Origin of the sequence: Pseudomonas sp. BCRC 81390 (genome assembly GCF_030341915.1) — a bacterium.
GTDB lineage: Bacteria > Pseudomonadota > Gammaproteobacteria > Pseudomonadales > Pseudomonadaceae > Aquipseudomonas.
Genome location: NZ_JATAAG010000030.1, coordinates 1 through 240, shown reverse-complemented (window position 1 = coordinate 240; position 240 = coordinate 1). Strand labels below are relative to the sequence as shown.

The following is a 240-nucleotide window of genomic DNA, read 5'->3' as shown; positions in this document are numbered from 1 at the left end:
CAAGACCCAGGGCAGTGTCGATTTCGAAACCCCGGCGAACGACGTCTACAACAATGGCTCGACCGTCAGCACCACGATTACCGGTGCGACCGGTGGCAACTTCGAACAGCTGACGCCGAATCCGACCCCGGCTCAAACCACGATCAACGACTCGGTCGATGTCACCACAGCGACCCTGACGGCGACGCCGTCTGTGACCGAAGGTGGCGTGATCACCTACACCGTGACCCTGAGCAACCC

At 61.2% G+C, this 240-nt stretch carries 1 protein-coding gene; it reads left to right on the top strand.

Annotated features, from left to right (window positions below):
* Positions 1 to 240: immunoglobulin-like domain-containing protein (locus QSV36_RS12295; RefSeq protein WP_289131876.1), on the top strand; the 240-nt coding region annotated here is incomplete at both ends.